This window comes from Streptomyces sp. NPDC030862, from assembly GCF_055571835.1.
The window spans coordinates 49,343-75,832 of sequence record NZ_JBVIEN010000009.1; the positions used below are offsets into that span (position 1 = coordinate 49,343).

Genomic DNA, 26,490 nt, shown 5'->3' on the forward strand with positions numbered 1-26,490 from the left:
ACACGCTTACCACTCCAAATCGAGAAAGAGAGCCGTCAAGACGACCGGCGGACCAGCTTCGGACGGGCGACCGCGGACGCCTCGTCCCGTTCCAGGCTCGCCACCAGGCCCCCGACCGTGGGGGTGTCGAGGATCTGCCGCAGCTGGAACTCCCTGCCGAGTGCGGACCTGAGCCGGCTCCAGAGCCGGGTCGCGAGCAGCGAGTGACCGCCGATGTCGAAGAAGTTGTCGTCCAGCGACACGGAGGGCACCCCCAGCACCTCCGCGAAGACGCCGGCCACCGTCACCTCCGTCGCGGTGCGCGGGGCGCGCCGCGACGCCGCGGCCGCAGCCGTGTCGGCGACGGGATCGAGTCCGGCGAGCGCGACGCGGTCGATCTTCTGGTTGCGGGTCAGCGGCATCGCGTCGACCTGGCGGAACTCCGTGGGCACCATGTAGTCGGGGAGCTCCTTGAGGAGCTCGGCGCGCAGCGCCTCGCCGCTCACGGCGCCGTTGGCCGTGACGTAGGCGCTGAGCACGGACAGGTCCGTGCCACGGCGGCGCACCAGCACGACGGCCTCACGGATCCCGGGCAGCCGGGCCAGCTGGCTCTCCACCTCGGCGAGTTCGATCCGGTAGCCGCGGATCTTCACCTGGTGGTCCGTGCGCCCGAGGAACTCCAGCCGCCCGTCCTCGTTCCACAGGGCCAGGTCGCCGGTGCGGTAGAGCCGCTCGGGCTCCTCCCCGGCCCCGCCCCGTACGAAGGCGGCGGCGTTGAGCTCGGGGCGGTTGAGGTACCCGTCGCCGAGTCCGTCACCGCCCACGTACAGCTCTCCGGGCACACCGAGGGGCTGGGGGTTGCCGTCCCGGTCCAGGACGTACGCCGTGGAATGGGCGATCGGCCGGCCGATCGGCACCCTGCCCGTGTAGCGCTCGGTGAGGGGCTGCGCCACGGAGAAGGTCGTGTTCTCCGTGGGGCCGTAGACATGGACGAACCGGCTGCCGGGGCAGGCGTCCATCGCCGTGGCCAGGTGCCGGGCGGAGAGGGTCTCGCCGCCGACGAGCACCTGGCGTCCCGCCAGGACCGAGGGGTCCTGCTCCACGATCTGGTGGAACAGAGCCGTGGTCAGGAAGAGGGTGTCGGCCCGGTGGCGGGTGAGGGCGGCGCCGAGGCCCGCCGCGTCGAGGACCGTCTCGCCCGGCACCAGGGCGACGGTCCCGCCGTTGAGCAGCGCTCCCCAGAACTCGAAGGTGGTGGCGTCGAAGGCGATGGCGCCCGTCTGCAGGATCCGTGTGCCGGGCGACAGATGCACGTAGTCGGTGTTCCTGACCAGGCGGACGACGGCGCGCTGGTTGACCAGTACCCCCTTGGGCCGACCGGTGGTGCCGGACGTGTACATCACGTACGCGGCGTCCAGCGGGCCGGTGGACGGCTCCGGCAGCTCCTGCCCGGCGGCGCCCGGGATCGCGTCCGGCTGCGCCAGGTCGAGCACGGGGACGTCCACCGCGGGCGTCGCGCCCTCGGTGAGCAGCAGGCGGGCCCCGCTGTCCGCGAGGAGGTACGCGCGCCGCTGTGCGGGCAGGTTGGCGGCGATGGGCACGTAGGCCGCGCCGAGGCGGAGGATGGCCAGGACGGCCACGAGCAGCCGGGGCGTCTTGTCCAACAGGAACGCGACGCGGTCGTGCGGACGCACCCCTCGGGCGTACAGCACTCCGGCCAGGGCCAGCGCCCGCTCCCGCAGCTCCCCGTAGGTCAGGGTGCCGCCGTCGTGGCTGACCGCCTCCCGGTCGGGATGGGCGGCGGCCTGCTCGGCGAAGAGGCTGTAGACGGAGCTCTCGCGCGGGTACGGCTGCCGCCGGGTGCCGCCGCCCAGTGCGCACAGTCGGGTCCGCTCGTCGTCGGTGAGCAGCCGGAGGCCGGCGATCGTCACGTCCGGCTCCGCGTCCAGCCGGCCCATGAGGTGGACGAGGTGGCCCAGCATGCGGTCGGCGAAAGCGGCGCCGTGGACGTGCTCGTGGACGTCCAGGTGCAGTGCGGTCCGCCGTCCGGGCCGGGACTCGAGCGAGAGGGACAGATCGGATCCGTGGCGGCCGTCGGCGGGCCCGTCCACGACGCAGTGCAGGGCCGGCGGGACGGCGGCCGGGCGGGAGACGGGAGCGGCGGCCGGGCGGGCGGCGGGAGCGGCGGTCAGGCCGACGAGCGCGTCCGCGACCTCCTGACGGACCTGCTGCGCGGTCATCGTCGAGGGCATGGCGACGGCGAGGGCGGCGCTCGCGTCGTCCGGGGACCAGGAGGCCCGCCGGACACCGATGCGGAAGGCCGTGCCGTTGCTGTACTTCCGGCCGAGAACCAAGGCCGCCGCAGGCAGCAGTTCGGCCGCCCGGTCCTCGTACTCCTCCGGAAGGAGAACGGTGCGCCGCAGCGTCCCGCAGTCACCCGGCAGCGGGCACGAACCGCCGAACGGAAGAACGGACGCTATCTCTCCCTCGTCGGGACACACTTCTGCAACAGCCATGTTCGGGGATTCCGTTCACTCGTTCCGCACCCGCGGAAAGGGACACGCCGATCAGCCTAGGGACCGGCATGCCGACTGGTCGGCAGGTGCTCGGCAGGAGACCGGCAGCTGGAGAAGGGCCCGGCCACGGCCCGGTCAGGGCCGGGCGCGGTCCTGGGACACAGGGGTGGCAACAGGGATCCCGCACAGCCCGGGTGAAGCCGCCACGACATGCCGGACCAGATTCAGCACCCCCACGGAGGCCGCCCCGTCGGGCGCTGTCTCCTGCCTGATCAACCCCCGCTGGAGCAGCGCGTGCAAGGCCCGGGTCGTCTCGGCGAGGGGCAGCCCCAGCTGCTCGCCGAGCAGCCCGGTGGGGCAGGAGGAGTCCCGGCCCAACAGCGCGCGCAGCACCGCCGCCTCCCCGGGCCTCAGCCCCGACACCGCTTCCGCCACCGGGGCGCAGAGGCCGGGTTCGGCGCCGGGTTCGTTGCCGAGCACCGGCTCCAGGAGGTCGAGCGGGGCCTCCTGCGCCATGGGGACCATCTGCTCGGGCAGGTAGACGGGGAACCAGGCGGCGGCCAGGTCGAGTGCGAGGGGGATGCCGTCCAGCGTGCGGCAGAGCGCCGCCACCGCGTCCAGCGTGGCCTCGGTGTGGGTCAGCATCGGGCGCGCGTAACGCAGGTGCGCCAGCAGCAGTTCAGCGGCGGGTGACACCCGGCCGTCGCCGCGGGGTCCGCCCGCGCCGTCGGCCGCCGCGAGCGGCAGCGGCGGCACGGGGACGGTCCGGACGGCCGGAGAGGGGAGCGGCTCCCTGGACGTGACGAGCACCTGCAGTCCGGGACACCGGTCGAGCGTCCGCCTCAGCGACTCGAACCGGATGGAGGAGGACTCGTACGCGTCGACCACCAGCACGGTGGGCCGGTCGCCGATCAGGGCGGCGAGCTCCTCGACAGGACCCGCGCCGCGCAGGCGGTCCACCACCCAGGACGTGAACATGGCGCGCGAGTGGTCGAGAGCCGGGCCGGTACGGGGCGCGGCGCCCGAGCGGGGGATCCACACGGCGGGGACCCGGCCCCGATCGCCGGTGCCGGCGCGGTGGACCGCTTCGAGGGCCAGTCGGGTCTTGCCGGTCCCGGCCAGCCCCACCAGGGCCACCATGCGCTCTCGCTGCAGGGCTTCGCCGATCACGTCCAGCTCGGCCGACCTGCCGAACAGCGGCCCGGTCGGGGCAGGGGGCGCGGCTACCTCTTCCTCGTACATCCGCACCAGGGTGCCGCCCTCCGCCGGCCGTCCCGCGGCCGACTCGAGGAGCACGCGCGGGGCGCCGCTGAGCCGCAGGGCGTCGGCGAGCAGCCGCACCGTCTGGCCCCGGGGGCGGTGCGCCCGCCCCAGCTCCAGATCCCTGATGGCCCGGACGCTGACCGTGGACAGGCCCGCGAGCTGCTCCTGCGTCAGCCCGACGCGTTTGCGCGACCGCTGCAATACGTCACCGAACCGAGGGGCTTCGTGGCCGGTGTCCATGCGGTTCTCCTTTCAGATGGGGCACAGCGGCGCGCGGCCCGGCCGCGCGCCCGGCCAGGCCGTCAAGCGCGCCGGGCCGGCGGGGCGTCCCAGCCGAGGTCACGAGCGACGGCACTCGGGGCCGGGAGGTCCCAGCCGAGGTCCTTGGCGGCGGCACTCGGCGCCGGAGCGTCCCAGCCGAGGTCCTTGGCAGCGGCTCGCGGAGCTGGAGCGTCCCAGCCGAGATCGAGGGCGACGTCACGCGGAGCCGGAGCGTCCCAGCCGAGATCGGACAGCACCTGGACACCAGCGGCACCCACGAGGAGCGCTGCCGCGGCGACCGATGTGACCACGCCCGCCCGGCGGGAAACGGAACGCCGGATTCGCCCACTCTTGTGCTCCATCTTCTTACCCCTTACACCCTTTACGCGATACATGGCTTTTGCTCAACTGCGGCCCACTTCGAGCTCCTTGAGGCTAGGCGTCGCCGCGTTAGGATCACCACCAACCGGCCACGTCCGGTTATCGCAATGCATAAAACTGAGGGGGAAATATGTGGTCGAAGGCGGACAATCAACGGCTGGAACTATCCCCAGAAGCCCTTGACGCTTTCGACCGGACGATCCAGGGAACGACCTTCACGCCCGGCACGGACGCACCGGGCGTGGCCGAGCTCGTCGAGCTCGGACTCCTGGAGCCGTCTCCCGACGGAACGATCCTGCAGGCGGTCGACCCCCGCCGCGTGGAGGGCCGTCTCACCTCGGTCTGGCGCAACCGCGCCTGGCAGGCGGAGCTCCGCGCCGCCGAGGTCGAGCGCGAGCTGGAGCCGGTCATCCGGATGTACGCGGCGCAGCGCGAGCGCGCCCCGCAGCCGGTGGAGTACCTGAACGGCATGAACGAGATCCGCGAGTACGTCGACCGGGCCAGCCGCGAGGCGACGGAGGAGATCCTGACCGCCCAGCCGGGCAGTGGCCGGTCCGCCGCCATCCTGGAGGCGGCCCTCCCCCTGGCCCAGGAGCACCTGCGGCGGGGGGTGCGCATGCAGACGCTGTACCAGCACTCGGCACGCTTCAGCGAACCGACGAAGGCCTACGTCACCGCCGTGACCGAGGCCGGCGGCGAGGTCCGCACCCTGGACGAGTTCTTCGAGCGCCTCTTCATCATCGACCGCAAGCAGGCGCTGCTGCCCGCCCGGGAGGACCGCACCGTGGCCATCGTCGTCCACGACAGGGCCCTGGTCCGCTTCCTCGCCGACGTCTTCGACCGGAACTGGCAGCGCGCCGTCCAGTTCACCCCGGCCCCGACCACGCAGGCCTCCACCGAGGTGATGCCGGCCATCCACGACATGATCAAACGCCTGCTCGTGGAAGGACTGACGGACGCGGCGATCGCCCGCCGCCTCGGGGTCAGCCCGCGGACGTACCACACCCATCTGGCCCGCATCCGCAAGCAGATGGGCGCCAGCAGCCGCCTCCAGCTGGGCTACTGCCTTGCCAAGGAGGAGGAGGCCGCGTCATCCTGCGCCACCTAAGCGACACAGGCCGACGCACCCGCCCTCGCCTGACCCCGGGCGCCCCTCACGCGCCGACGGCCTCCTGGCTCAGGACGTAACCGATCACCGTGAGTGACGCCCGCGCACGGACACGCGACGTCTCCAGCAGGTCCCGGCGCTCGTCCCCGCGCGCACTCTGCTGACTCCGCAGCAGGCAGAGGACGGACCGAAGGCCACTGATCTGCGCCTGCCCCAGCGGATCATCCGCGTCGGTGCACAGCGTCAGCATCCCCAATGCCGCTTCGACGTGCGACTGAGCCTCCGCGACCCCTGCCCGATCCACTGTCATGCCAGTCACCCTATACAGCACACCTGCCCAAAACCGGTACATCGAGGGGCAGTTACGAGGCAGCTCGCCCGGGGCGGCGCCGGTCCACCGACACGTCGTAGACCTGCCACACCCTCTGCAACCCGCGCCGGGCGGGTGAACGGCGTCGATTCAGCGGAGGTCGGGGCCGCCTGCCTCCGCGAGCTCGCCGAGCAGGCTGATCTCCCCGTCGGCCTCGTCCGGGTTCTCCGGGACGACGTCGGGGAACGATCCGGACTCTTCCCCGTCACCGAGATGTGGGTACTTCTCAAGGAGGAACCGCCGCCGGTACGCCGTGTCGGCGGCGTCGACGATCGCCTCCAGAGTGGACCAGTTGAGGGTGCCTCCGACGACGATGCCGAACGCGGGCACGGCCTTGCCAAGTCCCTTCTTGGTGAGGCGGAAACCGAATGCCTTCGCGAACCGCGTCGACACCTTGGCGACGACCGCCTCGTTCAGGACGTCCCACGTTCTGCCCCGGACGAGCGCTTGGGTGAGCCGTGAGATGTCGGCCATCGCAGCGCTCTTGGCGGTCGCCGATGTCGCCGACCCGGCGTTGACGACGGACATCACGAAGAGCTTCTCGGCGGGCTCTTCCGGGTCGTAGCCGTACAGCAGCGCGATCTGGCCGACGGAGCGAGACGCGAGTCCGAGGACGACCGCGGCGTCAGCGGTGAAAGCGCCGACGATCGCACCGCCTGAAGGCGCGGCCGCGGCGCCGGCGGAGGCGGCGACGGCCAGTTGGCCTCCGGAGATCACAAGCCCCGCACCCGCTCCCGAGAGCGCTGCGGCGGCCGGGTAATACCAACTCGCCGCTCGGCCACGGACAGCGTCGATCTGCTCGAGGTCGAGGCGGCGCAGATTGGACAGCGATGCGACGTCGTGGCCGCGCTTCTTGTGGAGCGCCACGACGCGTGTGGAGGAGAGTCCCGCTCGCGAGACCCGGCCCACCGTCTGCCGGACGGCCTGCAAGGCGGTGCCGCTCCACTCCGGGAGGGCATCGGCGGCTCCACGGGCCCCGGCACCGACCTTGCGAGCACCCTTGGCGGCGATCTCCTGCCCACGCGAAACCGCCGATTGGGCCCGTGGGTGGTTCTCCAGGTACTTCGTGGCGCGCTTGCCCAGTTCCGCGGCGCCGGTGGCCACGTGTTCGCCGGCGCTCCTCATCACCCGTGACAGGGGGCGTCCCTTGAACCGTTGAACGTCACGTCATGCCGCCAGCTCGTAGTCCGAGGGATCCGCCATACCTCGATCGTAGGGGCCGAGGCCTCCGCACAGTGCCGTAATCCCGCATACCGGTTCGCGCACGGGCGCGGGAGCGAACCGAACCGTGGCGAGGAGTGATCACTCACCCCGGAGAACCGAAGGCCTCCTCTACGTTCTCGCCTCCCCAGCCAGTCGGGCTGCGCCAGATGACGTTGACGCGGAAGACGTCGCGAATCGTGTCCACGGACCAATCCTCGGCGGGCGGTTCGGCGAGAACGAGGTGGAGACGGTCGGCAGGCGCGGGCAGCGTGTGGTTGATCTCGAGCAGGCGGGTCGCGCCCGATCGCAGGTCTGCATAGGTGGAGCAGCCTGCGCCCAAGGCCTCGTAGAGGAAGAGACCGTGCCGGGTGACGCAGCTGACGTCGACGACCGCCGAGTCGGTCGGATGGAGGTCCGCCCAGAGGAGTGACGCCTTCAGCGCATGGCGAACCGCTTCATGCTTCTTGCACGTGCGGTCGGACGCGGCGGCGGTCTCCAGCGCGCGCAGGAGGCCGTCCTTCGTGGTCGCGCCCGGTGTTGCGGCGGTGGTGTCCGCGGTGGTCATCCGCACTTCTTCCTTCTGATCGGGTCGCGTCGGGGCGACGGGGACCACATCGTCGACGTTCGGCTTCGTCGCCGTGCCGAAGCGCTCCTGGAGATCTAGCCGCGCTGCGGCGAGGCGGTCGGCCCAGCCGGAAGCCGCCAGCCTCTCCGCGAGCGAGCCCGCGTCGAAACCGCCCTCCTTGAGCGCACGGTTGGTCGTCGCGGCGAGGTCGCGGAGAACTCCGAGTCGTTCTCTGTCCGGATCGCCGAACAGGTGAAGTACGTCGACCCAGTCGGCCTGGTCCCGTCGGAGGACGCGGTTGGCCATGCCCTGGAGTTCGGAGAGACGGCTGCGGGCGTCGGGAACATCGCCGTCGCTGCTGGCCAGTTCTCCGAGAACGTCCAGTGCCGCGAGGTAGCGCCCCGCCATCCTCTCCGAAACGGGCGACCGACCGCGCTGGTCTGCGGTGAGCACCGTTTGGGTCGTCTCGTTGACGAACACCCAACAGTCCAGCTTCTCGCCCCGACGTGGGGGCACCGAACCGTGGCGGACGGTGAGTACGAGTGGTCGGTCGATCACCGGCGACAACGGCTTGACCTTGTAGCGACCGCCCGGAGCCCGGTCCACGACCTCGACCCGAACGTCGGTCCCGATCCGGGGAAGCCTTTCGGCCCCGTCGCCTTCCGGCCCGGCAGCGGGCCTCGCCGGTGTCTGGGCGGCCTCGGAACCGGTGAGCGCCGCCGGCAAAGAGGCGGTGTGGAGGACGGTGAGGCTCTGGGTGCTGCGGGTGAGGGCCACGTACAACTGGCGTAGCCCGGCGGGACCTCGGTCGGCGATCGTGGCGGGCTCGACGACCAGGACGTGGTCGTACTCCATGCCCTTGACCTGGGCTGCGGCCAGCACGAATACGGCCTCACGGCTCCGGTCGCCGATATCGCCGTCCTCGGCGATCCGGCGGCTGATGGCGTCCAGCCAGTCCGAGTCGTCGGGAACGACGACGGCGACGGAGCGGGGGGTGCTGCCGTCACTGGTGTCCATGAGCCGGAGCACGTGGGTGACGGTGTCATCGAGCAGCTTCCACGGCTCGGTCGCCACGGTCCGTACCGCGTCCGCTCCCGCCTCACGGACGGCCCGTGGGTACGGCAGGGACGGGGCGATCACTCGGGCGAGAGGGGCGACGAAATCCATGATCTCGGCGGGAACGCGGTAGCTGGTGTTGAGCTGGGCGACGCTCCAGTCGCCGTGGTCGGAGAGGAGCATGCCGAGCTGGTCCCAGCCCGCGGGGATGTGGGCGCCCGTCGCCTGCGCGAGGTCACCCAGGACGGTCATAGAGCCGCTGGCGGCACATCGCCGCCGCAGGGAGCGGGCCTGCATGGGCGTGAGGTCCTGGGCCTCGTCGACGACGATGTGGCCGTACCTCGGCGGGGTGTCGCCGCTGATCAGCACGCCGAGCTCTTCGAGGCAGACGTGGTCGTCGAGGGTCCACGGGTCGGCGTCGGCGCTGACGGCGCGAGGCCGCAGCAAGGCCGCCTGTTCGCCCTCGTCGAGGATGCCCTCGGCGCAGTCCCGCAGGAGGTCGGCCGAGTCGTAGCGGCTGCGCAAGGCCTCCCGGGGGCCGGGAGACGGCCAGACACGCTCGACGAGGCGCTCGACCCGGCGGTTGCGTTCCAGGTCTCGGCGGATCGTACCGGCCTGCCCGCGGCGCGGCGCGATGTCGGCGAGCTCCTGAAGGAGCCGGTCGACGAAGAGCCCTCGGAAACGGTCGCGCCGCTCCCGGAAGGGACCCTCGCCGGCGTGAGCCTGGTCGAGGAGGGCGAGGATCTGGGATTTCGGCACGCGAAGGGTCGTACTGCCCGCGGTGACGACGACCGCGGGCTCATCGCCCTCGAAGGAGGGGTCGACGGTGATGCCGTCGAGGGCCTCCGGCCGGTAGTCGCTCTCGACGCGGCGCCGCAGAACGGCCGCCATGCGCTCGTCCGACTTCACGAGGCGCGCCTTCGGCGAGTCGGTGCCGAGGATCTCGCCCTCCCACAGGCGGTCCAGCTGGACGGCGTTGACGTCCCGGGTGCCGAGGGTGGGGAGGACCTGGCCGACGTAATCGAGGAACCGCTGGTGGGGGCCGATGACGAGGATGTCCTGGGCCTTGAAGTGTTCGTTGTTGACGAGCCAGGTCACCCGGTGGAGACCGACCGCCGACTTGCCCGTACCGGGGCCGCCCTGCACGACGAGGATGTCCGAGGGGGAACCGGTGACCAGCTCCATCTGGTCGCGGCGGATGGTTTCGACGATGTCCCGCATCCGGCCGCCGCGCGACCGCTGGAGCTCCCGCAGCAGGAAGTCGTCGGGCTGGAGCACTTTCCGCCGCTGCCGCCGTACGACGTCACCGGGCGTGGGACCCGACGTACGCTCCGGGACCGGGAGCGCCTCCGTCTCCTCCGCCGCAATGTCGTCGGCAGCCTTACGGGGCTCCGGTACGGCGGCGAGCTCGGGCTCGGGCACGACCAAGGGCGCGGGAACGAAGGCCGTCCGGGAGATCTCGTCGAAGTAGCCCTCGACGACCCGCTGCACGCAGCGGAGCTGCCGACGCAGGACCACCTCCCCCGGGTTCTCGGGCCGGGCCTCGATCCACTTCTTCGCCAGGGGACTGGTCCACAGCAGGACCACCGGCTCGTGCGAGGCGTCGTGCACGCCGCGGCGGCCGATGTACCACGGGCGAGGGTCTCCCCCCGGATCCTCCGGAGCGTCGACGCGGGCGAAGACCAGGGCTTCGTCGCCGAGCCCCCCATAGGCCTCTGCGCGAGCCTCGGCCTCGGCCCGGTTGGCGATGCCGTCCTTACCGCTCGCCGAGGCGGTGGCGGCCGAAGTGCCGCTCAGTTCGGCCAGTTCCGCGGTGTAGCAGTCGTACGCGTGATCCACCGCCCTCTGCTCGCCGGCGAGGATCTCGTCCCGAGTGGTGGTGCTCATGTACGTCCTCCCTGCGGTGCCGGGGAACACCGCCACGGGCATGTGCGCCCGCACCCCACTGAAACAACTATCAGAGACGGAGTGGTGACGAACAGTCAGGGCATCCGGTCCCGGACGAGGCAGTCGGTTCCGGTCCGCCACGCCCGAGCTCGCACCTCACCTGACGTACCCAGGCCAGCGGTTTCGCCGAAGCGAAGTCCTCACGTTGCCGTCGTCATCGCGATCAGGGAAAGCCGAAGCCTCCGGTTCCCATGGCCGCCGGCGGTCCGTCCGGCGTGGCCGCGATCGCTCGAGTGCCGGCGCACGCCGCCGACGTCACGGCATGGCGAGGGCAGCGCAGCAGGGTCCGCGTTCGAATCGACCTTCCCTGTCGCCACGTGCACCACTGCGGCCGAGAGAGGACAGACCTCGCCCCAGGCGACGAGGACCCGCCCCCGGTCACCCCCACACGTACCTCTCCGGGTCCTGCTGAGACCGGAACGTCGATCTCGCGCAGCGGCTCGGCCGAGGTTCCCGAGGCGTCAGCGGTGTATACGGCGAGCCGCACCCCCTCCGCCCCCTCGTGCAGCGCGTCCTTGCCCCGCAGACCGTGCGCATACGCGAGTACGTACTCCCGCCCGTCCTGCTCGACCGCGACCACGTCCGGGATCTTCCTCGACTCGCCGCCTCGGCGTCGCCTTCGGCACCCTCGACCGACGTGGGCGGGTTCCAGGGCGCGGAGAACCAGCGGGGCTCGCTGGTGTCGGCGGCCTGCGTCTCGATGATGTAGCCGTTCGAGGCGACGTGCAGCATGGTGAATCGCGCCGGAGCGCGGTGCGGCGGTCACGGGAATCGTCCGCACTGCGTCTGGAGCCAGTTCAAGGTGGCGTCCCAGCCTTTGGCAGGGTCGTACGCCGGCGCCAGGTGACCGTGAGCCGCGACCTGCCGCCGGCCGGGCGGCCGTCCCTCTGATGGCGGGGTGACCCCCTCGCCTGCGTACCCCCACCCGCTACACTGACCGCGGCACGCCAGTCCGCTGGCGCATTGCTGAATCAGGCCTCCGTAGCTCAGGGGATAGAGCACCGCTCTCCTAAAGCGGGTGTCGCAGGTTCGAATCCTGCCGGGGGCACAACGCGTTACGTCGCTCACCTGGGGTTTATCCCCCCAGGAGGGCGTTCTGATCGGCCTCGGACCCTCGTCCGGGGCCGTTTGCGTGACCTGTGCGTGAGCGAACGGAGAGTTGATCTCCGATATCTCCCCCAACGGATCATCACGACCCGGGACGGAATCCCGGCCGGGCACCTCCGCTTCGTCGGACTCGGCATTCGCCTCGGAAGCGACGTTCACGGAGGTAGCGCGGGCGCGCGGCACGAGCCGTGCTGCAGCTTCGACGATCGCCGGGTCGGTCCGTCTCGGGCAGCGGGCTCGTGTACCTGTCGGCCGTGATGGTGATCGGGGAGTGGCCCGTGGCGCAGGTCGTGAAGCCGGACGGGCGGCGGGCCGATCTCCTCGTACCGTTCGACGAACCGCCGGGTGCCGCCGCAGGGCCCGGACTGTGTCGGAGTCCAGCGCAGTGGTGCGTGCCCCGGCGTCGATCTCGAAGTCGTCCTCGTTCATCTTCCGGCCGTCCACGACGAGTTGCCTGACGGCGGTGATGTGGCCGGCCCCCGTCCGGGACGGGACTGGTCTCACCGCTCCCTGGGCATGGGGAGTGGCTGCTCGGATCGTTCGACTCACCACGCCTCCAACGGCATCGGCACCGGGCACGTGCCGGCTCGGATGTACGCCGCGCTGATCGGCGCCCTGGGCGGCGTACGCCTGCTCACCACGGAAACGGTGGCGGCGGCAACCGCGGAGCAGGCTGGCGGGAAGACCAGGTGATGCTGGCCCCGAACCGAGGAGAAACTCCAGGTGAGGCGCATTTCGAAGGTGTGTTTGATTCTATCGGGTGGCCACATGGTGAGCCTCGGTCGCAATGCGCCAGCGCTTTAGACCCGACATTCCCGCCAGCCTTAATCCCCTCCGCCGACCTCACGGCTTTGGAGACCAACTTCGGACGAAATGTTTCCGACAGCACACTTCGAAGATCAGCCGGTAACCTTCCTCATCCGGCCCCCTCGTCCCGACGCCGGACAAGCACTCTGAACAGGTGGGAACCGGTACACCGCCTCCCAGGACGCAACTCTCGCAGGGCCACTTCTTACAGGCGCCCTTCCCCTATGGTTAAGCGACTGTGGAGAGCCTGCGTCCCGCCTTGCGCACGCGGGGTACCTTTGCGGTGCGGCGTTTTTGTAGTTCCCTTTGAGCGAGCAGCAGCGGGGCCAAGTGTTCGGCGATGGCCTGGCCCAGTCCGACGGGCACGGCGTTGCCGATCTGTCGAGCGATCTCGCTCCTACTCCCGCACCACTGAAAGGTCTTTGGGAAACCCTGCAGCCGGGCCGCCTCCAGATGAGTGATGGGACGATGCAGCCACGGGTGGAGGTAGCGACCCTTCTCCGGCTTGAAGAATTCCGTACGGATGGTGACCGACGGCCTGTCCCGATGGAGACGGCCCATGACATCCGCGGAGCCGGTCTTGTGGTTCTTCCAGCAGTTGGAGAGGAGCTCAAAGGGAATATCGAACCGATTTCCCCCTTCGGGAATGGATCGGTAGCGCGCGAGCGAAATCGGTTTTATTCCATTCCGACTAAGATGCAGCTCGTCCATATAGAAGGGTCCTGCAATTTTCTTTCCGTTCACAGTCTTCCGCCGCAAGGGGAGTTCCGGGGAAAGCTTTCGCAATACGAGATCTGCGATCGTCTGCCATACGGTCCGATGAGGGCCGCCCGAAGGAGCCGGAAAGAGTTTCGCCTGCAGTTCGAGGTCCGTCAGCTCCTCGACTCGATGAATCGACCCCGGCTCCGACTCCATCAGCAGATCTTTTCGGACCCCGATCGCGAAGGTACGGAGGCGTCGCTGAGGCACGCCGTAATCAGCGGCGTTGAGGAGATCATCGAAAATGAGGTAATCGGAGAGTGTACGCCCGTCGCGTGTTTCGTCAAGAAGGAGCCGGAACTCCGGAGACTTCCTGAAGGCGTCGACATTCTCCATGACAAACATCATCGGCCGAACGGTCGAAACGACTTTCAGATAGTGGCGCCAGAGCTGGTTCCGCTCGTCATTCGGATCCTGGTTGCCGAGTCGTGAGAACCCCTGGCACGGTGGCCCCCCCAGGACGATGTCGGCTTCCGGGATCGACCCGGGGCGATCGACCCACTCGGCGATGTCCCCTTGGTGAATGTGCGCCCCGAATTCCTTGGCGAAATTAACGGAATAGGTCGCCGCTGCAGCTCGGTCCAGTTCGACCGCGGCGACAGGACGATAAACGGCTCGACCATCGTGCCGGGCGTCTACGAACCCCTGCGTCAGCCCTCCGCAGCCCGCGAAGAGATCGATCGTCCGTAGCGGAGGGAGGCAGGTGTCGCCGCCTACCTCTTCCCAGGAGACGCCGACTTCGGGGGGTACGTAGCTCATTGGCGCACTGTAGCCGGCCAGCCGGCTACAGGGCAATCTATTCACCCTACAGCCCGGCGGCATTCTACGCCGGCTCCTAATTGCGCCACCCCCACGGCTCCATCCGGGTGCATGCCTACTAACCTCGAAGGGTGGCCCGCACACGCACGGTCGGCGCAAGCGTCGACGCCCCGGGGAAGGGACGTACCTCCCACGAGTACCCACCTGACCGCGCTTGGCGTCCCCGGGCTGGGATGACTCGAGTCGAGCGTATACGTGAGCAGGACAGGGCTGCCGGCGGAGCCTTCAAGCGGTTTGTCGCGGGTGACGACGGAGAACGGGTGCCCGCCACCGTCGTACTGGCTCCGGTCCGAAGAACGGGACGTGTCAGTGCCAGGCTCCAGTGGACAGTCGCCCGACGGAGACATCGACACCCCCTGGGCGAGGTGGTTCACTCCACCCGGGCTGCGAACCTTCGTGCGGCCTGGCGCCTGGCAGAGGAGGCCGGCCTACTGGCGGAGGACGACCTCGGGGACTCCTGGGCCTCGTCGCAGGGCACTCGGGCTTCGATGCGTTCCAATCGGGGACGCGATACCGGGCCCGAGCGCCGGCTTCGCTCCTTGTTGCATCGCGAAGGGCTGCGCTTCAGGGTGTCCACCAGACCGGTGCCGACGCTCCGCCGAACCGCGGACGTTCTCTTCACCAGGCATAAGGTGGCGGTGTTCGTGGACGGTTGTTACTGGCACGGGTGCCCTACCCACGGGTCGGTCCCGGTGACGAACCGAGACTTCTGGGTTGCGAAGATCGAGGGCAACAAGAGCCGTGACAAGGAGACGGACAGACTCCTGGTGGAGCACGGCTGGTTCGTGGTCCGCGTCTGGGAGCACACACCGGTCGAGCACGCGGTGACACTCGTGCGACTTGGACTGGAGGAGTCGAAGGCACACCGGGCGGCCCGTGTACTCAGAGCGGACGTCCGTTGAGCAGGTCGTCCAGGGCGTCCGCCTCCCTTCGCCGCATGATTCGGCTGTCTCCATGGCCGTAGGCGAGGAGTCGGTCGCCGGGGGCCAGGCCGGCCTTGACGTCCGTCGGCATCGCATGCGGCCGAGACGTACCTGTCCGTGGTGGTCGGTAGGACGTGGGGGGGCGGCCACTTCGTACCGACGGCCGAAGACGGCCGTTCCTCAGCCCAGCCCGCTCCTCCGGATCGCGGAACGGTCGACCGGGAGTCGTCATCCGGGGCGCCGGACCTCCGTCAGAACGTCGTCCAGGAATCCCTTCACGTCACTTCCACCGAGGACCAGCTGCCGATCCAGCAGGCGGTTTCCGGTTTCGCAGGAGGTCTCGCTCACCAGGGAGCAACCGTGACAGGCCGAAAGGTTCAGATGCGAGGCTCCCTGCCTGTCACTCTCGATGCAGACCGGGTCGTTGGAACAGAAATCGGCGTCGTCTAGAGCCGATACCAGGAGTGGGATCAACTTGTCGGGTGACCCGAGCCTGACAAGCCCTCCGAGGGTCCCCTGCGCGTCTCCAGCGGCGGTGTAGATCAGGATCCCCGCGGTCTTGTCCGTGCGGTCCGAATTGGCATAGATCCGCTCCTGCAATGCGGCGGAGGCATATCCGCTTGCGAATGCCAGCCTGCGGATGAGCAGATGTGCCAGCGTGTGCAGGGCGACGTACCTGGGCTCGGGAACGTCAAGGCGATCGGCCCAGGGAGACTCGCCCTTTCGTTTTTTGAGGATGCCTGCGCGCGCCTGTACCTCCGGCTGCGCCTCCCACTCGGCAAGTCTCTGCTCGTCGAACCGCAGGAAGATCCCTTCACCGAACAGCTCGATCGCCGGATACGTGGGGCGACGCCACTGGTCCGGCCCCAGGTCGGCGTTGATGAAAGCCGCTTCTGCATCATGGCGCCGGAATCCGCGGAGAGCACGGACCTCACGGACCCGGCGCACCTGCCCGATGCCACTGATCTTGTCGAGCAGACTCTCCGGTCCCGCGATGCCTTCAGGACTTCGTCCGTCGACGACGAAGTCGCCTCCCGTACGGTCGCGCCCGCCATCGAGCTTCTTCAGGAACGCCGCCCACTCACCGTCCTTGAGGTCGAGCAGCATCTCGTCAGCGGTGGCTTCCTCTCCGGCCGCTACGGCGAGGACGGTCTCCGGCGTTACCCCGAGCTCATTCGCGATCCATCCCGCCACCATCTCGGCTTGCGGTCCACCGTTGTCCGTCACGACCTTCTCGAAGTACAGGTGGCCACGGATCCTGTCCGCCGTTTCCACAGACCGCGGACGTTCTTCGGGTATGTCGAGAGCCGAGATCCTCTCGGCCATGTAGTTGCCCGTAGCGCCACGCTGCACGGCGACCAGCTGGTGCGGGCAGGGCTTGCTGACCGAGCCTTCCGGTTCCCAGGGCTGCCGCCCTACGCAACGGATCCCGTCCCGCTGCAGAGCCCCCTTGGCCACCAGCTCCGCGAAGGTGCGCGAGTTCCCGCACCCATGGCACGTCACCATCAGTGACGCGAGGCCCTCACCGCGGCCGGCGAGCTTCTTGAACCTGAGCGACTTGTAATCACGACAGAAGCGGACTGCTTCGTTCAGACTCGCCTCACGCCCGCGATGCACCCACTGGAACCAGTTGATGTCCTGAGCGTGGCTGCCCTTTTCGCAGACGGCGATGTATCGCATCGGCACCAGCAGGCCACCGCACCCGCAGGTGTTGCTCCACTTGCCCTTCTTCTTCCCCGTCAGTTTCGAGAGCTTGTCACAGCGCTCGCAGAACCGCCATGCGGGGAAGCGCCAGTACGGCAGTGCAGGGGTGTCCCTCCCGGCACGGCTCGCGTGCGTCGGCGGTTGCCGCAGGACACCGGCCCCGAGGCGGGCCATCAGACGCTCACAGCTGATCTCCGGCGCGATCTTCTTGTCCCACCAGGACGTGTCGGGCGCCATGAGGGATTCACCTCGGACGTCGACGATCGCGCCCACACCGAAGGGCGAGATCGTCTCGGAGAGGCGCAGGTCATGCCTGATCTTCTCCACGGTGCACCTCCTCCTGTGGCTCTTGGACCTCCACCGCGACGTTGGGTTCCACGGACCTCATCGAATCTCCGACGAGCCACCCTTCGCCGGACTGACCGAACTTCTTCAACAGAGCCGCCTGATCCTTCTTAGACCGCTGGTAGTAGAGGGGGGCACCCGCCTCGCGTGCTTGTGCCGCCCGACGGTCCCAGTCTCTTAGCAGGCTCCAGACAGCGTCACTCGTCTCCTCGGCTTCGAGGCGGTCGGCACGCGTCACGTACCCGAGGAACCGCTCGACCAGGCGCTCGACCGCATGGCCGAGCCTGTCGTCCCCCAGGTCGAACCGGTCCGCCGTGTCGTTCTCGGCGAGCGGGACGAACGATTGCCTCAGCAACGCGACGAGTGCGCCTGCCAGGGATCGGTCACGTGACGCCAGGGACCACGGCGTCACGCTCGTGGGCTCCACACTGCGGTAGAGCGCCTCGTGGTAGCCGCGGAAGGTCTCGAAGTGCGACCTGTCGCGGGCCCTACTGGACCTGAAGAGCGTGACGACGACGCCCTTCGTGTGTCCACGTCCGACACGACTGGTGGCCTGGATGTACTCGGCCGTGGTCTTCGGCTGCCCCACCATGAGCATGAGGGCGAGCCTGGGGATGTCGATGCCGACGGAGAGCATGTTCGACGAGAGGACCACGTCGACGGCGTCCCGTGACTCGTCGGCACTGATTCGGAGCGCGCGTAGATCGTTCGGCAGCTCCTCGGCACCGCGGCGACTCGTCAGTTCCAGGACCTTCTCCGCCGTGACCCGACGCAGTGGGAGACCAAGCCGGTCGGCGCGAGGCTCCAGACGACCGTTGACGTCGTCGACCAGCAGCGGTCCGGTCCGGCCGAGCTCACGAAGACTGTTGTGGTACATGACCAGCGTCCAGTACGCATCTCGCGATGCGGCGGACGGAGCGTGGGCGGCGAGCGTCTCCGGGATCTCCACCATCGGAGTGACCGCCGAGATGACGGCGGACGGCTGCGAGACCGACTGCGGCATCAGACCGACGTAGAGACGGCCCTCTCCGCTCTCCACCGGCCGGGAGAAGAAGGTGCGGTCGTCGTCGAGTCCCGATGGTGGGTAGAGGGCGACGTCCCGCCCGTAGAGCCCCTGTACCTGCTCCTCCGAAGCACGGATCGTCGCCGTCGAGGCAACGATCTTGGGACTGGCGCCCGACCGGCTCAGCAAGAGCTGGATGACCGCGTCGAATACGGCGACCGTGGTCCCGAGCGGCCCCGAGAGCAGGTGCAGCTCATCCTGGATGACCATGGACGGTTGCTTGAACGCGGTCCCGATACCAAGCAGCTTGCCGGCCCTGGGTTGGAACTGGATGCGCGCGAACTTGTCGACGGTGGCGAGCAGGATCGTAGGCGGCTCCTCGTAGATGACGTCGTCTACGACTACAAGCGGAAGTTCGTCGTTGAACGCGCACGACTCGTCGACGCAATGAAGCACCACGTCGTTTCCGACCAGCCGCATGCCGTAGTCCTGCGGTTTGCCCTTGACCTTCGGCACCAACGATGTCAGGCACCACGGACAGCTCTCGACCTGAAACTGGTTCGCCTCCTCCGGCCGTGCGGCCTTCTGAAGGCGTTCGAGCGCATCCCGCGCCTCTTTCCGGGTGGCGGGGGTGACTTCGTTGCCCACCCACAGACCGATCGAGAACGGCGCCATCCCCTTCGCACGCTTGTCCGTGGCCCGTAGCCTCTCCGTCGCGCAGATCAGCGCCGCAGCACGCTGGAACTGCTGAGAGGTCAGGAGCCTCAAGGTATAGCGGGTGATCACGGCGGTACCACCACCGGTCACGCCATGGGCAAGCCGCCGGCGGAAGATCTCGATCGCGGCGAGGCCGAGGTACGCCTCGGTCTTCCCGCCACCCGTCGGAAACCAGATGAGGTCGACGAGATCCCTGTCCTTGTGCGTCGCATCGATGGTGGAGGCCAACGAGACGAGCAGGAAACCGAGCTGGAACGGGCGCCATTGCGGCTCCTGCACGTGATCTTCCGACGTCCCGCGGTTGATCGATGCCTGCCTCATCTGGAGGCGCATGGCGGCCATGCCGAGCGAAAAGGCCGTTCGGAGGTCCTGCCTTTCCGGCGCCCGGAGGAGGTTCACACCTTCCCGCATCCTGTCCACTGCCGTCTGAGAACGCTCGGTGATTCGGATCGCCACGGCCCTGTCGACGTCGAACGCCTCGGCTCGTCGCATCTGCTCGGAAACCCAGCCGGCGAACGCGTCGACAAAGGCGTCCAGCGACCGGAGCACCGCCTCGGGATCGGTGTCGATCCGCTGGAGGTGCATCAGTTCCAAGGACTTGGCCTCGGCCGTCCCCGCGTCGAACCCCGTGGTCTCGATCGCAGGCACGACGAAGGCCGGTACGGGTTCGAGGAAGACCTTGGTGCAACGGCCGTCGGAGAGTCTCCAGTCCGCAGCCATGCCGTGACCGACCGCGAAGACCTTCCGGTTCCGGTACCGCAGACGCAGTTCCGCGGCTTCGAGATCGGCGTCGAAGGAGCGTGTCGTGTCGTATTCCAGGAACCGATCACTTACGGGAGGAGTGACGACCAACCGGACCTGGAACAGTGTCCGTGCGATGTCCAGCTTGTCGTCCCCGGTGGATTCGGTGAGGACCCGGACGTGCACCGTGACCAGAGAATTGCCCTTGAAGTCGCGCCAGCGCGCCCCGACTTCGACGGAAACCTCTCCCACGGTCAGAACGACGGGCCCTTCTCCCCGACGAAGAACGAGATCGTCGGTGGAGAACGGGGTGCGGCGCCACCTCGGCGGTCCGTCCCCGCCCACGACGGAGTACGTGCCGCACGAAAAGTCGACGTAGACGGTGTCCCCGTCGGTCACGAAGGAGATGGCGACCGACGATGGCCGCCAGTCCTCGGCCAGGGGGATCCCGGCGCCGTCCTCCTCGACATCCCCGTGGGGGACGTCGGCGGAGACCTCTTCATCCGCGTTCTCTCCACCGGCGGTCTCACGAGTTCCGACCTCTGCCGGGAAGAGCATGCCGACGGCGTACTGTCGGTGCGGGAGGTTCGTCGTGACCTCCTCGTCTCCACCCTCAGGCCCGACGTAGGACGTGCGGAGGTGTTGAAGCGCCTTCTCCTGAGCCGCCGTGAGATTCACTTGCCAACCTGCTTCCGAAGAAGGTCCTGGAGCCGCTTCTTGTCCTCCCTGGACGCGACCACATGGAGCGTCACACGTGCCCTGGTGACGGCCACGTAGAACGCGGCGAGTCCCCGATCATCGTATTCGTGCGGTAGTTCGCAGACGATGACGTGCTCCGCTTCCAGCCCCTTCGCGAACCGCGGGTTGATCACCAGGAAACCGGCCTTGCTCCTTCGCGGATCGGCATCCGCTGAGACACTGATGATCCAGATGTCGTCGCGGCGTGCCCCGTTCGCAACGAGGTCACGCGCGACGGCTTCGGCCGCTGCGATATCGGCTCCACCCTCGGACCACCGCCACTGCACTCGGTCGCCATGGACGATGCCCGGATCACCGATGTCGGCGCCAAGGTACTCCTGCACGACGTGGACGATCGCCCGGGTGTTGCGAACATTCCGGTCGAGGTCGTACTGGAGCGCCTCCTGCTGCACCAACTCACACACGTCCGGGTCGAACTCGCCGTCCACGCGCGCTTGGTTGTTGGGGTCGAGGAACATCCTCCAACGACCACCTGCGCGACCTCCGCGGATCACGGCATCCAGCCTGTCCATGCCCTCGGCGTTCATGAGGTCCTGCGCCTCGTCGACGAAGACGACGTCGTACTGATTGCCCTCGGACAGCTCCGAGAACGGAAGGAGATCGATGCCTCTTCCCGCGATCCGCGGGCTGAAAAATCGGGCCAAAGCGGGCGAGTGAAAGGTGATGAGGACCGACTTTCCCTCGCTTGCCTCCTGCTTCGCGCCTTCGGCCAGCACCAAGGACTTCCCGGTGCCCGCCCCACCGAAGACGAGCATCCTCGGATTACGAGAGAGTGCGGCCAGAACCCGGGCCTGACCCTCGGTCGCTCGGTTCTGCTCCTCGATGACGGCCCCGCGCTGGGCATCGATGACGGGCATACGCGTGAACTCACCGAACAGACGGGCCCGCAGGTTCTCCGGCCTCGCGATCCTGACCCCGGAGGGAGCGGTCCTGGCCCCGCCGGCAACCTGCTCCAGGGCTTTCGTCATCGCGGCGATGCTCATCTGGTCCTTGGCCCACCAGTGGCTGCCCCTCCACTCGACGGCGGCGGGAGGGGCCGCGATGTCGGGCGTGACGGCGACGGCCTCGCTGGCGAACCAGCCGACGCCCTCAGTGTGCAGGATGTCCCTCAACGCATACATCGCCGACTGCGCCTGGTCCATCGGTGACTCGCGCAACTTCTTCCAGTCACCGTGGCGGTCGATGGAGTACCAGACACCGTCGTACTTCCTGACGCCCCCGCCCTTGACCTCTATGACGATCACGACGCCGTCCCAAAGAACGACGAAGTCGGCCTCCCCCTGCTGCTTGACCGCGTGGCTCCGCAGCTTGACGGAATGGAAGGCCACCGCATCGCCTGGGCCTTCGACAGACTGCAGCAACCGCGCGACCCGACGTTCGGCGTTGCTTGTGGTCGTCGCCTCGATTTCGGCCAGGTCCGGAATAACGATCACGACCCCTGCTCCAGCCAGAAATCCTCGTACGCGCGATATCCGAGGAAGTCGTTGACCGCCCCGAAATTGTCGGCGACGTCCACGATGAGGCACTCCCCACTGCCACCGTTCTCAGGGCCACGCAGCCCGCGCCCCGCCATCTGGATGTAAGCGCTGGGGCTGAACGTCGGCCTGGCGATGTACAGGGCCCGGACACCAGGTGCGTCAAAGCCTTGGATCAGCAGGTCGCAGTTGGCCAGGACACGGATTCGGCCCGCCTTGAACCTTTCGATGACGTCGCGGCGCTGCTGCCGTCCGGTCTGACCGCTGACCGCTTCCGCTTCGACCTGTCGACAACGAAGCGTCGCGGCGAGGACCTGGGCGGACAGGATGTTCGGCGTGAACACGAGGATGGGCCACTCGGGATCCTGGCTCAGGATGTGGTTCACGAGAGCCTTCATTCGCGCCTGGTCGCTGCCGATGCGGTCGAGTACCTGGGGTTCCAGCTTGCGCTTGGACTGGATCTGTGTGAGTTCACCCGGCTTCAGTTCGACGTCGATGCCCGGCAGGACCTCGTGCTTGACTCGGGCGAGGACGCCGATCCTGGCCAGTTCCTCATAGGCGCTGCTGCCTTCGAAGGCCCTGATGATGCGTTTTCCGAAACGCGCTGCCAGGTCTCTGTTCCGCTCGTCGTCGTCGGCCCTCCCCTTGAACGGCGTAGCCGAGAGGCCCACCAGTGGCCGTTCCCAGTTTCGGCCGTCGACACCGAGCCACCTCAGGATCCGCGTGTAGCGGGTCGACCCGCCGGCACGGTGAGCCTCGTCGATGAAGACGGCGGAGGCGCCGCGGAGCCACTCGTACGCGGGCACGTCGATCACACTGTCGTCGAGTTTGGCATCGGTGGCCACGACCACACTGCACTCGGTGTCGGGTTCGTGAACGGTGTTGTTGTCCCAGAGTCGGCCGATCGTCAAGGGACGTTCGTCACCGAGCCCACGCCAGACGGTGCTGAACGTCTGCACAGCCTGTTCGCAGAGTTCAGCCGACTGAGCGATCCAGAGCACCGTCCCGCTCATGCGGCCCTCGATGAAGAGCCGCAGCATGGTCTCGGTGGCGACGCGGGTCTTCCCGGCCCCCGTCGGAAGCTCGACCATGCCCTTGAGTGCTCGACCGTCCGCTTCCTGCAGTGTCAGGACGTCCCGCAGCTGCCGACTGATCTGCTTCTGGAAGTTGTGCAGAGGGTTGAGCTTCACGGCACCCGGTACGACGAACTCGTCGTCCTGTCGCTGGTCCCGCTGCCCAGCGTACTTGGCGCTGAATCCCATCTTTCGGAGCCAGGCGATCGTAGGCGCTCCACCCGCCCACTGCGTCGGAACGTCCGGGTACCCCTCCTGCTGGAACTGGTCTTTGAGCAGCTTGATCGCGTCGCTGCCGTGGACGGTCAAAAAGAGTTCCGCGACGGACGTCGAGCCGTCCACCAAGTCCTGCTCTTCGAGCGCCTGCCAGAGGCCCTTGGGGAGCTTCTCCTTCAGCGTGTCGTCACCGAAGAACACTTCGAGACGCTCTGCGTCGCTGGGTGCCGAGCGCGCGGCCTGGCGTTGTTCCTCCAGACGCTGGTCGACACCGGCCTGAAGGACCTCACTCAGCTCGGCGTTCGTCAGTCCCAGTCGGAAAGCGTCGTTGACGATCTCGAGAACACGTCGCTCGCCGAGGTCCGCGCGGACCACGAGTGTAAGCCCGTCCACATGCGAGTCGAGCGACTCGTCGTCGACGCCGTCATCGGTGGTCACGCGCTTTGCGATGTGGACGGCCCTCGCCACGATCGCGTTCACGACCTTGTCCGCGACGAACATCGCACGGAGCCCGGTGTACAGGTCGATGACCCGCTCCCCCTCCTGCCGGCCCTCGACCAACATGGAGAAGGAGAAGCTGTCCTCGAACCGACGGCATCCGACCTCTTCGACGAGCGGCACCACCTGACCCTGATCCGCCCGCAGGTAGGGCTTGTGTTTGGAACGGAGGACCTTGAGCTCTTCATCGGTGGTCGCCAAGTACACCGTGTCAGGTCGCTGAGCCTCGATGCCGCGTCCCACCCGGGCCGGGATGCGCGCCGGATGCCCACCTGGGAACGCGTTCCTGGCGGCAGCGAGGACGAACACCGTCAGCGTGCTGTCCCTGACCTGCGAGGGGATCAAGTCTGCAGCCGCGAGTGCCTCGCTCAGCACGGTGGCGGGGACCTTGTCCAGTTCCTTCGGTAGCGCCAAGGCGTCTTCGACAGGACGCGGTCCGCGGAAGAGAGGGAGCAGGCCCTCGAACTCGACGAGTGAGGCGGACACGACCCGCCCCGGAGCGCGGTAGCCGCGGGTCGAGTTCAGCAACCCGGCTTGCTCCGTCGCCCACCGAACCGGGGAAGGGACCCGGTGGGCCTGCCCCGTGTCGATATCCTCGCAGGTCCAGTACTCGCCCTGGTCCAAGCGGAGCAGCTCGAGAGTCCATTGTTCGCGGACTCGATCGGGGGCCTGCGCCTCTTTCAGCATGAAGAGGACCGAGAACGGGCCGGGTCCTTCGTTCCTGTCGAACTCGAGCCGCTCGACGGGGCGCTCGCCGGGCCCGAGGCTTCTGTTGAGCAGATCCGTCACATATCGCCTGTAATCCTCGAAGCAGACCTCGTCCTCGACCGAATACGCGGGTTCCGGACCGTGAACGACTCCCGCTTCATGTGCGACCGCAGGAACGCATCTCGGACGGTCCAACATTCGGTGGGGAATGCCGTCACCGACCCCGTCGATGTCAAGCACCTGCCGGGGAGTGGACCAGCCGCCATCTCGCGTCGGCACCTTGATTCGGGCGGCCGTATCGCGGGAAACGACCTTCTGAGCCTGTGCAACGGAGACGTCGAGCGCAGCGTCCCAGAACCTCGTGAGTTCCTCGTCTCCCGACGTCGCGGACAGCTTGGCCATCCTGGCTTGCAGGATCGCGAGCGGATCCAAGTCCCGGAACCCCTGCTCGCGGAGCTTCTTCTCGATGCCGGGGATCGTCAGGAAGTCGGGGTGGACGAAGTCCGCCCCTTCGATGTCGACATCGTCCACGCGCTTGAGGAAGACCTCATTATGGTCTGCGACGGCCCGCATTCCGCGGGTCGTCGGTATGACCTTTGCAGACCTGATGCCGCCGATTCTGGGATTCAGCACGACGAAGTCGAACGCCTTCGCGGCGGAGGGCATGCCGGCGCCCTCCGCCCACTCGCGCAACCACGTCAGGATCCCCCGATTGGGGATGCCCTCCAACGCCTTCGCCTCGTCCTTGGGTCGTGGGTCCGCGAAAGTGGAGGACACGCTGTGGATGAAGAGATGCCGCAGACGAGTCGCCCGTTGACTGTTGGCGTAGCAACGCCAGTGCGGTACGTCGTCGCCGGTGTTGGGCGACTTGATCCACTCTTCGTGGTTGCGCTCGGACACGCCGTTGACTGCGAAGTCGAGAGGACGAAGATCGTGCGGCGTCCGCATGACGCCCGTCGCGTCCGGGATCAGCGCCTTCTTCGACGCGATCTGTGGGACGTGGGCGCAGAGGATCTCGTCGCCGAACGAGTGGGCCTCACGACCACGCGCCGGCATGTACTCCAGGTGAACAGCCGGGTCGTCGGCGGATGGGACCTTCGGCAGCATGCCGACGAACATGTTGGAGAGGGTTACGAGGATCTCGCGGTTATAGGTGTTCTCGAGCAGCGTGGTGCGGTCGTCGTTCACGCTCCAGGGAGCGTTGAAGAGTGCGGACGCCGACGTTCTGTCCTGGAGCGGAAAGTACGACCAGAATCCTCCGAGCCTCAACTGGGCGAGGCGTGCCGGCACGGCGACCGTGACCTTCATCCGGTCACGCGACACCGCTTCACCGACCTCGGCCCGTGCCTCGGGGGTGGGGGCGTGCATCCCGTTCTCGATGTACCACTCGTCATGGTCGCCGTCGGGACGCTCGATCCGAAACCTGCCGTCGCCGAGGTCACGCGACACATGGCTCGTCACGAAGTTCACGTCTTTGCCGATCACCCGGAGCCGAACCTCGCGCACCGCGTTGACGAAGAGGAGGAACTCGGAACGGAACTCCTCGATCTCCCTCCTGAGCCTCTCCAACTTCGACGCTCGTGGCAGCTTGACGACCGTCACCGCCCATTCCGCCAGCTCGGCCAGGATGGGGTCCTTGTCGAACTCGACCTCGGCATCGACCCGCGTCAGGGTCCTCAGGATCGGAAGTCTCCTGGCCGCCGGGGCGATCGACGCGATCGTTTCCTTCGCCTTGGGGGAGTTGAACTCGAAGGAGACCGACCTGCTGAAGACCTGCGGGGCATCGGTGATCGCAAGCACGGACTTGAACCCGAGCCCGAACCGTCCGATCTCGTCGCCTCGCTTACCACTGAGGTGTGCGTGAGCGAGCGTGGTGAGCCCGCTTCGCGAGAAGGGTCTGCCCACGTTCGCGCAGTACAGCGTGTGGTGGTCGAGGTCGAGGACGATCTCGACCCGGCCGGCTCCGTCCTCGTGTTCGGCGGTCCCCGACATCGCGTCGGCTGCGTTCTGCACCAGCTCCAGGAGCGTGCGGTTCGAGTAACCGCCGACTCGGATGGACTCCTCCTGATTGGCATGCTCAGCGATCAGGTTCGAATTCGCACGATATGAGTTGATCGCCCGCTCGAAGATCGCGTCGACCTCGCGAACCAACGCCGCGTCAGGGACCCACTCGGCACGATTCATCGT

At 68.0% G+C, this 26,490-nt stretch carries 14 protein-coding genes and 1 tRNA gene; 4 read left to right on the plus strand and 11 right to left on the minus strand.

The genetic code is table 11. The features are described 5' to 3' along the window. Nucleotides 1-35 precede the first annotated feature (35 nt). From ACZ42X_RS23740 to ACZ42X_RS23750, 3 genes are all read right to left on the minus strand, one after another. Nucleotides 36-2,495 carry an amino acid adenylation domain-containing protein gene (locus ACZ42X_RS23740; RefSeq protein WP_468293559.1) on the minus strand — a complete coding sequence of 820 codons (2,460 nt, stop codon included), beginning with the start codon at nucleotides 2,493-2,495 and terminating at the stop codon, nucleotides 36-38. A gap of 135 nt (nucleotides 2,496-2,630) precedes the next feature. Further along, nucleotides 2,631-3,998, minus strand: a complete 1,368-nt coding sequence (locus tag ACZ42X_RS23745; protein ID WP_468293561.1) for a helix-turn-helix domain-containing protein — start codon at nucleotides 3,996-3,998, stop codon at nucleotides 2,631-2,633. Nucleotides 3,999-4,060: 62 nt separating this feature from the next. Then, on the minus strand, nucleotides 4,061-4,297 hold the full coding sequence (locus tag ACZ42X_RS23750) for a hypothetical protein (protein WP_468293564.1): 237 nt from the start codon (nucleotides 4,295-4,297) through the stop codon (nucleotides 4,061-4,063). Nucleotides 4,298-4,530: 233 nt separating this feature from the next. Between ACZ42X_RS23750 and ACZ42X_RS23755 the strand changes: the two genes are divergently transcribed. After that, nucleotides 4,531-5,508, plus strand: coding sequence for a LuxR C-terminal-related transcriptional regulator (locus ACZ42X_RS23755; RefSeq protein WP_468293567.1), 978 nt, complete (start codon nucleotides 4,531-4,533; stop codon nucleotides 5,506-5,508). A 46-nt stretch (nucleotides 5,509-5,554) separates the two neighbouring features. On the opposite strand, the gene ACZ42X_RS23760 is transcribed toward ACZ42X_RS23755, so the two are convergent. The 3 genes from ACZ42X_RS23760 to ACZ42X_RS23770 form a co-directional block, all read right to left on the minus strand. Then, nucleotides 5,555-5,818, minus strand: coding sequence for a hypothetical protein (locus tag ACZ42X_RS23760; protein WP_468293570.1), 264 nt, complete (start codon nucleotides 5,816-5,818; stop codon nucleotides 5,555-5,557). A 150-nt stretch (nucleotides 5,819-5,968) separates the two neighbouring features. Beyond that, the gene (locus ACZ42X_RS23765; RefSeq protein WP_468293573.1) at nucleotides 5,969-6,982 is read right to left on the minus strand and encodes an EcsC family protein; all 1,014 of its coding nucleotides are present in this window, start codon (nucleotides 6,980-6,982) and stop codon (nucleotides 5,969-5,971) included. Between the two features lie 202 nt (nucleotides 6,983-7,184). After that, nucleotides 7,185-10,589, minus strand: coding sequence for a HelD family protein (locus ACZ42X_RS23770; RefSeq protein WP_468293576.1), 3,405 nt, complete (start codon nucleotides 10,587-10,589; stop codon nucleotides 7,185-7,187). 562 nt (nucleotides 10,590-11,151) lie between these two features. Between ACZ42X_RS23770 and ACZ42X_RS23775 the strand changes: the two genes are divergently transcribed. Both ACZ42X_RS23775 and ACZ42X_RS23780 read left to right on the plus strand, forming a co-directional pair. After that, nucleotides 11,152-11,358, plus strand: a complete 207-nt coding sequence (locus tag ACZ42X_RS23775; protein WP_468293579.1) for a hypothetical protein — start codon at nucleotides 11,152-11,154, stop codon at nucleotides 11,356-11,358. A gap of 266 nt (nucleotides 11,359-11,624) precedes the next feature. Next, a tRNA-Arg gene (locus ACZ42X_RS23780) sits at nucleotides 11,625-11,697 on the plus strand. Between the two features lie 1,094 nt (nucleotides 11,698-12,791). Here ACZ42X_RS23780 and ACZ42X_RS23785 read toward each other — a convergent pair. Beyond that, nucleotides 12,792-14,081, minus strand: coding sequence for a DNA cytosine methyltransferase (locus tag ACZ42X_RS23785; protein WP_468293582.1), 1,290 nt, complete (start codon nucleotides 14,079-14,081; stop codon nucleotides 12,792-12,794). Nucleotides 14,082-14,314: 233 nt separating this feature from the next. Between ACZ42X_RS23785 and ACZ42X_RS23790 the strand changes: the two genes are divergently transcribed. Continuing rightward, complete coding sequence (locus ACZ42X_RS23790; protein ID WP_468294400.1) at nucleotides 14,315-15,043, plus strand: very short patch repair endonuclease; 729 nt, start codon at nucleotides 14,315-14,317, stop codon at nucleotides 15,041-15,043. A gap of 249 nt (nucleotides 15,044-15,292) precedes the next feature. On the opposite strand, the gene drmB is transcribed toward ACZ42X_RS23790, so the two are convergent. From drmB to ACZ42X_RS23810, 4 genes are read right to left on the minus strand one after another with little or no spacing between them, the layout of a single operon-like run. Continuing rightward, nucleotides 15,293-17,095: a DrmB family protein gene (gene drmB / locus ACZ42X_RS23795; protein WP_468293585.1), complete on the minus strand. Its 1,803-nt coding sequence runs from the start codon at nucleotides 17,093-17,095 to the stop codon at nucleotides 15,293-15,295. Next, complete coding sequence (locus tag ACZ42X_RS23800; RefSeq protein WP_468293588.1) at nucleotides 17,076-20,252, minus strand: helicase-related protein; 3,177 nt, start codon at nucleotides 20,250-20,252, stop codon at nucleotides 17,076-17,078. Before ACZ42X_RS23800 ends, drmB begins: the two co-directional genes overlap by 20 nt. Next, the gene (locus tag ACZ42X_RS23805; RefSeq protein ID WP_468293591.1) at nucleotides 20,249-21,766 is read right to left on the minus strand and encodes a nuclease-related domain-containing DEAD/DEAH box helicase; all 1,518 of its coding nucleotides are present in this window, start codon (nucleotides 21,764-21,766) and stop codon (nucleotides 20,249-20,251) included. The genes ACZ42X_RS23800 and ACZ42X_RS23805 overlap by 4 nt, the downstream gene beginning before the upstream one ends. Beyond that, entirely contained in the window at nucleotides 21,763-26,487 is a 4,725-nt protein-coding gene (locus ACZ42X_RS23810) for a DEAD/DEAH box helicase (protein ID WP_468294403.1), read from the minus strand. The genes ACZ42X_RS23805 and ACZ42X_RS23810 overlap by 4 nt, the downstream gene beginning before the upstream one ends. Nucleotides 26,488-26,490 lie beyond the last annotated feature (3 nt).